The 6,567-nt window shown below is 61.0% G+C and carries 9 protein-coding genes and 1 pseudogene; 6 read left to right on the forward strand and 4 right to left on the reverse strand.

All coding sequences use genetic code 11. The features are described 5' to 3' along the window. Together NW809_RS09845 and NW809_RS09850 are read right to left on the reverse strand one after the other, a co-directional pair. Positions 1-420: pseudogene (locus NW809_RS09845) on the reverse strand (endonuclease MutS2); the annotation flags it as partial. A gap of 11 nt (positions 421-431) precedes the next feature. After that, positions 432-596 carry a hypothetical protein gene (locus NW809_RS09850; protein WP_414402033.1) on the reverse strand — a complete coding sequence of 55 codons (165 nt, stop codon included), beginning with the start codon at positions 594-596 and terminating at the stop codon, positions 432-434. A gap of 198 nt (positions 597-794) precedes the next feature. On the opposite strand from NW809_RS09850, the gene NW809_RS09855 reads away from it, so the two are divergent. From NW809_RS09855 to NW809_RS09870, 4 genes are all read left to right on the forward strand, one after another. Next, entirely contained in the window at positions 795-1,199 is a 405-nt protein-coding gene (locus tag NW809_RS09855) for an NIL domain-containing protein (protein ID WP_011431371.1), read from the forward strand. A gap of 108 nt (positions 1,200-1,307) precedes the next feature. Continuing rightward, positions 1,308-1,529, forward strand: a complete 222-nt coding sequence (gene ndhL / locus NW809_RS09860) for an NAD(P)H-quinone oxidoreductase subunit L (protein WP_011431370.1) — start codon at positions 1,308-1,310, stop codon at positions 1,527-1,529. 27 nt (positions 1,530-1,556) lie between these two features. Continuing rightward, positions 1,557-1,898: a DUF3007 family protein gene (locus NW809_RS09865; protein WP_414402034.1), complete on the forward strand. Its 342-nt coding sequence runs from the start codon at positions 1,557-1,559 to the stop codon at positions 1,896-1,898. A 289-nt stretch (positions 1,899-2,187) separates the two neighbouring features. Then, positions 2,188-2,742: a response regulator gene (locus NW809_RS09870; RefSeq protein ID WP_240527801.1), complete on the forward strand. Its 555-nt coding sequence runs from the start codon at positions 2,188-2,190 to the stop codon at positions 2,740-2,742. Between the two features lie 77 nt (positions 2,743-2,819). Here the strand turns inward: NW809_RS09870 and NW809_RS09875 are convergent, their stop codons facing one another. Both NW809_RS09875 and NW809_RS09880 read right to left on the reverse strand, forming a co-directional pair. Continuing rightward, positions 2,820-3,929, reverse strand: a complete 1,110-nt coding sequence (locus NW809_RS09875) for a sensor histidine kinase (protein WP_011431367.1) — start codon at positions 3,927-3,929, stop codon at positions 2,820-2,822. A 22-nt stretch (positions 3,930-3,951) separates the two neighbouring features. After that, positions 3,952-4,458, reverse strand: a complete 507-nt coding sequence (locus tag NW809_RS09880) for an SAM-dependent methyltransferase (RefSeq protein WP_011431366.1) — start codon at positions 4,456-4,458, stop codon at positions 3,952-3,954. Between the two features lie 285 nt (positions 4,459-4,743). Here NW809_RS09880 and NW809_RS09885 point away from each other — a divergent pair, with 285 nt between their 5' ends. After that, a complete protein-coding gene (locus NW809_RS09885) occupies positions 4,744-5,385 on the forward strand; it encodes an ABC transporter permease (protein WP_011431363.1) in 642 nt (213 codons plus the stop codon). A 34-nt stretch (positions 5,386-5,419) separates the two neighbouring features. Next, positions 5,420-6,567 (forward strand): cache domain-containing protein (locus tag NW809_RS09890; protein ID WP_414402035.1); only part of this gene is annotated, 1,148 nt, incomplete at its 3' end.

A 6,567-nucleotide genomic window follows, 5' to 3' on the forward strand; every position in this document is an offset into this window, starting at 1 on the left:
GCTCACCCACTCCTGCAGGCGGGGCAGGCGCTCGTCAGCATCGATGAGTCGGCGAAGGCGGCGAGCAGCCCCCAAGGTGGTGGCAATCTGCACCAGCTCTTCCCCGCTCAGAATGCCCCCCCGTTCGGCCCGTTCCAGGGCCGGCAGCAAGTTGTGGATCCCGTCCAGAGAAATCCCCCCTGGCTGGCTGCAATCCAGCCGGATGGCCTCCTCCGTTTGATCAAGACAGACCTCGCTCTCGGCGCGGCTCCGCCAGGGATCCAGCTCTAGGCAGGCGCGGCGGCCTAGGGGTGTGGCGGCAAAGCTGGCCAAGTGTTGGCAGAGGCGGGGCCACTCCAACAATTCCAAAGTTTCTTGGCGGAGGGAAGGATCGGGCTCAGAACAGATCGGCAGCAGGTTGAAAGTAGTGGGCGTAGGCATTCCTGAAGAAATTAGCCATTCGAGGAAGAACGGAGCTGCAGCCGCTTCATCTCTTGCAAAAACTGCCGCTGGTAGTTGAGAAAGGCAGTGTGCCACTCGCGGAAGCGACGCTCACCATCGCGCACCAATATCTGTCGGTAGTGCTCGGAGTTGAGACGGGGCCGGGCCGAGTTCATGGGGATCGAAGACGCTCTGCCCCTATTGTGGCAGGCCGCGGGGCGCCTTTCATAGCTTCCAACCTGCGGGCAGGCGAGAAAGCACCCCATCTGTTCTGCCGGTGAGGGGAGATTTTTTGCTTGCAGTATGGCCGAACTTGGCAGTCGGCCTTGGCATACTGGAAGAGTCGTCGTACCTCAGCTACGCAAGTCAAATCCGTGCGCAAACGAGTGACCCTGATTTTTCCTCGCCACTTGGTGAATGTGCCCCTCACCTATCGTCTGGCGAAAGACTTCGATGTAGCCGCCAACATCGTCCGTGCCAGAGTAACCCCTAACGAAGTGGGCACCCTGGTGGTGGAGCTCTCGGGAGATATCGACCAGGTGGAGGCGGGGCTGGAGTGGGTGCAGTCTTTGGGCATTGAGGTGGCCGAGCGGGCTAAAGAAATTCAGATCGACCCAGATTTGTGCGTGGATTGCGGCTTGTGTACGGGCGTTTGCCCCACCGAGGCACTGAAGATTTCCGCTCCCGACTGGAAACTGGAGTTTCTGCGTAATCGCTGTGTTATGTGCGAACAATGCATCCCCACCTGCCCTGTCGGGGCCATCAGCACGAGTTTATAGCGATGAGGCGAAGAGCCGGCTAAGCCGACAAGTTCATTCACTATTACAATGCTGTAATATGACCCCGATTGGACTGGATTTGCCCAGGTTAATTCGAGGCAACTGGATATGCTCTCTACCTCGACGCTCATTGGCTTGACCTATGCTGCGCTAGCAGTTCTCTACCTGCTGGTGCTGCCGTTCTTGTTTTTGGTGTACGTGGACAAGCGCTGGAACTACAGCGGTGCCTGGGAAAAGGTGTTGATGTTTTTCCTAGTTTTGTTTTTCTTCCCCGGTATGGTGCTCGTGGCTCCCTTCATGACGTTTCGGCCCAAGCCGCGTTCGCTCTAGAGCTCGCCCTTCTGCAACCTACCAGCCATGCGCAGACGGGATGTTCTCGGCATTGGCCTAGCCCTGCTCTTGGGGGGAGGACTTCTCTACGGGCTGCTGCTTTGGGCCGGCTTAGATACGGGCGCGGCGCAGCAGGTGTCGAGTGTGGTGTTTCTGCTGGGATGCCTGGGCTGGACGGCGGGCTACCTGAAGCGGGTGTTGAGCAGGGAAATGACTCTGAAGGCCCAGTGGGCCACTTTCGAGAGGCAGCAAATCCAAGAAAAACTTCACTCCCTCTCCCCGGAGGAGTGGCAGGCCTTGCAGGCCGAGCTGGCCTCCGAAACCGAAGAGGAAGCTGAGGGTGGTTTGACCGAGCAAGGCAAGTGCTGAGGCCGCCGGGCAAGCTGTACCCAAAAACTTGTCGCAGATCGGTGGAGTTTCAGCTAGAAACTGCAGGAGCCCCGCACTGTACCCCCTCAATCCCCCCGCCCCCCTGCCCCCATATACGGGGGGTTGGGGGGGAAGGGGGGGCGGTCGGAGTCGGGTAGTTTACGTATCCAAGCGGCTGGGTCAGCCCAGCACTACCGGTATAGCTAGTTACTGTTTCTTCTCTATTGGAAATGCTACCTTGCGCCGTAGGCAAAGTTGTGAACTAAGGCAAGTCGTTTCTCTGCTCACCGTGACCAAGACCGTTCTGGTGGCTCAGGGTCAGCTTTTGCAAGCCCAGCTCTGGAAGCTGGTGCTGGAGTCTCAGCGCCATACAGTGGTGCTGGTTTCTCCTCAGGCAGATCTGGTGGAGGTGGCGGCAACTCATTCTCCGGATCTGATGGTGGTGGATATGACGACGGGGCTGTTTAACCCCTATGCCTTTTGTCGAGAGTGTCGGAGCCGGCTTCCGGATATCCCTGTGATTCTCACTCATTACCCTCGTCGCCCCATCGAGCCGGCAGAGCGGCGCTGGGCCATTTACCAGGGGGCAGCCGAGGTGATCCCCGGTTTGGCCGAAGCCGACGACATTCTCCACTCCCTCGAGCAAATTTACAAGGCAGCCAGGTGGTCTTTTCCCATCGACACGGAAGCTCTTCACGCGGTTCTCGAGCAGCTGGGTTTGTGGTCTGAAAAAGACAGCCCCCCTCCTTCCCCGTCCGTTGCAACAGAAGAACGCCAAGAGCAAACGGCTGCGCCCCCGCCGGCAAAGTATCGATTGATGTATCGGGGCCGCCCTGTCGAGTGAGCTGCAAGCGCTCCACACCACTAACGCGAAGCAGAGGGGATCCCTTGGGCGCTTTTCTCCCCTGGCGGGGTTGGGGATCAGGGCAGCACCAGCGCTAGGGTCGTGCCCTGGGATCCCGTCTCCACCAAACACAAGTCTCCTCCGTGGGCTTGCAGGATACGTTTGGCGATGTACAGCCCCAGACCTCCTGAGCCGGTCGGGTAGTGCTGGCCGGCGATGTGAATGGGTTGGGCGATGTAGGGCTGGGCCAGCTCTTCCAGGGGAGCCGGCAGGCCGGGCCCGTCATCCCGCACCTGGATCTGGCGAGGGCTGATGGTCAGCACCACCACCTGGCGGGCGTAGCGCAAGGCATTGTCCACCAGGTTCACCAGCGCCCGTTCCAGCTCGGCCTCATCGGCATTGGCCCACCCTTCTCCCTCCACTCGCAGGTCGATCCCCCGTTCTCGGGCCAGGGATCCCATGCGTTCGGCCACCCGTCGGGCCAGGGATCCCAGATCGCAAAGACGAGGATGTAGCTCGATCTCGCCCCGCTCTAGGCGGTGGGCCTCCACCATCCGCTGCACCAGGGACAGATTGCGTTGGTTCTCCTGCAAGATGCGATCCAGCAGGGCAAGCCGCTCTTCCGGCTGCAACTGCTGCTCCTGCTTGAGGGCACTTAGCAAATGCCCAAAGGCAATGAGAGGGGTTTTCAGGTCATGCACCAAGGTGGCGGTAAAGGCTTCCCGCCGCAATTGGTCAATCTGGATCTGGCGCAGCAGATGGGCAAAGGCCTGGCGCAGGATCAAAGCCTCTTGGGGATCCCCGGGGCGGAGCAGCAAATTCCAACGGGCCGGCTGGCTAATTAAGGTTTCCAGATGGCCCAGCTCGCGGGCCAGCAAGGTGAGGGGCCGCAAGATTAGGGAAGACAGGACATAGCCCACCACTGCCGATAGCCCTGCTAGCAAAGGGATCCACAGCAGCAGCAGGACAGATCCCTCGGGGCTGAGCTCTGTGCCGGGGAGGATCCACTGCACCGACAGGATGAAAACCAAGTTGGGGACAAAGGAAAGGCTGGCAATCACCAGCGCCACCTGAGTGCGCAGGCTGTGGGGGAAGCGGCGGCGCCAGAACTCAAGTAGACGGCGTCTCAAGGGGGAACGGGAGAGAGGGCTGAGTTGAATTAGGCCAGGAGCGAACAGGCAAGTCAAGAGGGCTGGCAAAAAGTGGGGGCTAAATCCGCCAGAGATAGATGGTGTAGGTGTTGATAACATCTGACACGGTGGTGGTGGCGGTGGGCGGCCAATCCCCCATATCGAAAGTGTGGGTGACCAGGCGGGCGCCAGGCCGGAGCTCGCTGCGCAGCTTGTCTCGAATCAGCAGGTGGGAGCGGGGCAGCAAATAACAGGTCACCACCGTCGCTGGCGAGAGATCCAGGGTGAGCAAGTCCTGCTGCCGAAAACTGACCCGATCCTGAACCTGAGCGGCTTGGGCCGCCTGCTGTGCCTCTAGGATGCGCTCTGGGTCGATATCCACCCCCAGGCCCCGCGTGCCGCAGCGCTGGGCTGCCCGGATAGGAATGCGGCCATCCCCACAGCCCAAGTCGTAGAGGAGATCGTCGCCCCGCACCTGCGCCAGATCCAGCATGGCGTCGATCACCAGGGGCAAGGTGCGCACGTAGGGAGCCAGGCTCTCCCTACCGGAGCGGTTCTGAATGGGTTTGAAACCACGAGGTGCCACGGTGGAGCCGGGAGAGAGCTTTCCCCCTATTTTAGGATCCCTTGGCTGCCGCCTCTTTTGCGGAGAGAGCAGAAAGCACGGTGGCAGGGATTGGGGTTCTCAATCTTAGATTTTGCGGTTCTGTTGTTATCGCGCAGTTGGCACCTTGAGGTGCTGGGGAGGCTCTTCCAGACCGCTATGGCTGGGAGCGCAGTTTTCCGTCCGTGCCGGAGTCTTGCTGAGGATTTTTGGGGTTTCCTAGCTGCAAACTCTACACTGGGGTTGGTCTGAGATCTGTACCTCTCGATGAGCCTCCTGGCCCGCTCCTTGGACTATGCTCAAAGCAACAGCGACCTGCTACTTCAAGCTTTCCTCCAACACCTGCAACTGGTGGCGGTGCCGCTGGGGATCGCGTTGCTGGTGGGTCTGCCGCTGGGTTTTGGCAGCTCCCGCTCGCAGGTGGTTTCTCTGGTGGTGATCAATGCTTTTAGCAGCTTGCGGGTGATCCCCAGCTTGGCGATTTTGTTTTTGGCCATTCCCTACTTTGGCCTTGGCTTCCGCTCGGCGGCCATTGCCCTGACGATCTTGGCCTTGCCCCCCATTTTAATCAGCACCGACGTGGCCTTCCGCAGCCTGGATCCGGCCCTACGCGAAGCCGCCTTGGGCATGGGCATGACCCCTGCCCAGGTGCTGCGCTATGTGGAGATCCCTTTGGCGTTGCCGGTAATCTTGGCCGGCGTTAAAACCGCTACTATCGAGGTGGTTGCCAGCGCCACGTTGGCGGCCTTTATCGGGGCGGGCGGGCTGGGCAGCTTTATCACGCTGGGGTTTGCCCTCTACGACACCGCCATCCTGCTGGTGGGGGCGATCCCGGTGGCGCTGTTGGCCATGGGTGCCGAAGTTGTCCTCGGCGCTGTGCAGCGAGCGCTAGAACCTCCTCAAGCCTAGGGATCCCATGCTATTTTCCTCGATTGCTTCCCGGATGCGCTTGCCCTCCCTGGCTTCTCGGTCGATCCCTTTGCAGGTGGCGCTGCTGTTGCCGCTGCTGTTGGCGGTGGCCGGGGGGGCGGGCGGGGTGAGCTACCTCTCCTGGCGAGCCGGGCGGCAGATGGCGCTGCAGTTGGCCGAGCACCTGAAGCGTGAGGTTAACCACCGAGCCGAGGAGAACCTACACCGGTATCTGCAGGCCCCCCTGCAGGTCAATGCCCTCACTGAGGGAGCGGTGCGCTGGGGGCTGTTGCCCAATCTGGCCGCTCCTCAGCCTCCCGATCTGGAAGTCTTGGAAGCGTATTTTGCCCGCCAGTTGCAGCAGTTTCCCGAGCTGAGCTATGTCGGCTTTGTCTCTGAGCAGGGGGGGTTTATCACGGCCCGCCGCCACGCCGATGGCTCGATCTGGACTTACCACACGCCGGGCCTGAAGCCGGGATCCGTCCAAGGCCGCCAACGGGATCCAGAAAGCGGGGATCCCACCGGCTTGACGCGGCAATTGGGCTTTGTGGATCTGCGGCGGCTGTCTTGGTTTCCCGCAGTCCTGCAACAGGAAGGGGCCCGCCGTACCTGGGTGGTGAGCAACTTTTTTGTCGAGTCTCCCCATCAAGGGCCGGAGCGGCTGGTCCTGACGGCGCTGCCCTTGGCGGATGGGGAGGGCGGGGTTTACGGCAGCCTGGTGGCTGCTCTCTCGGCTCAGCAACTGCAGGCTTTTCTGGAAGATCTGCAGGTCAGCTTGGGGTATCCGGGGGTGAGCTGGTTGCTGGATGGGGAGGGCCAGGTGGTGGCCAGCACGGAGAAGCCATCTCCTCAACCGCTGCTGCTGGCTGTGCAAGAGCAGGTGGGATCCTGGGAGATGGCGGCCTCACAAGGGCTGCTGCGTCTTGAGGTGGACGGGATCCCCCACTGGGTGCAGGTAAAGGCCATTCAGGAGGAAGGGGGGCTAGGTTTCTATTTCTTACACGGGATCCCGGAGAGCACCCTGTTGGCCCCCGTCTATAGCAGCACGCAGCAGGCGGCTCTGTGGGGAGGGGGGCTGCTACTGGGCTTTCTGGGAGTTGGGATCCTCCTGGACAAAGCCCTCTCTCGCCCGCTGCGCCGCCTTACCCAAATAGCCGAGCAATTTGTGCACAGTGGGATCCC

It is taken from the genome of Synechococcus sp. WC101 (assembly GCF_047461555.1).
In the GTDB taxonomy this organism is placed as follows: Bacteria; Cyanobacteriota; Cyanobacteriia; order Thermostichales; family Thermostichaceae; genus Thermostichus.

What these genes read in the sequence shown, in the direction of transcription:
- NW809_RS09850 (WP_414402033.1), bottom strand. Translation starts at nt 596, where the DNA reads ATGAACTCGGCCCGGCCCCGTCTCAACTCCGAGCACTACCGACAGATA.
- NW809_RS09865 (WP_414402034.1), top strand. Translation starts at nt 1,557, where the DNA reads ATGCGCAGACGGGATGTTCTCGGCATTGGCCTAGCCCTGCTCTTGGGG.
- ndhL (WP_011431370.1), top strand. Translation starts at nt 1,308, where the DNA reads ATGCTCTCTACCTCGACGCTCATTGGCTTGACCTATGCTGCGCTAGCA.
- NW809_RS09885 (WP_011431363.1), top strand. Translation starts at nt 4,744, where the DNA reads ATGAGCCTCCTGGCCCGCTCCTTGGACTATGCTCAAAGCAACAGCGAC.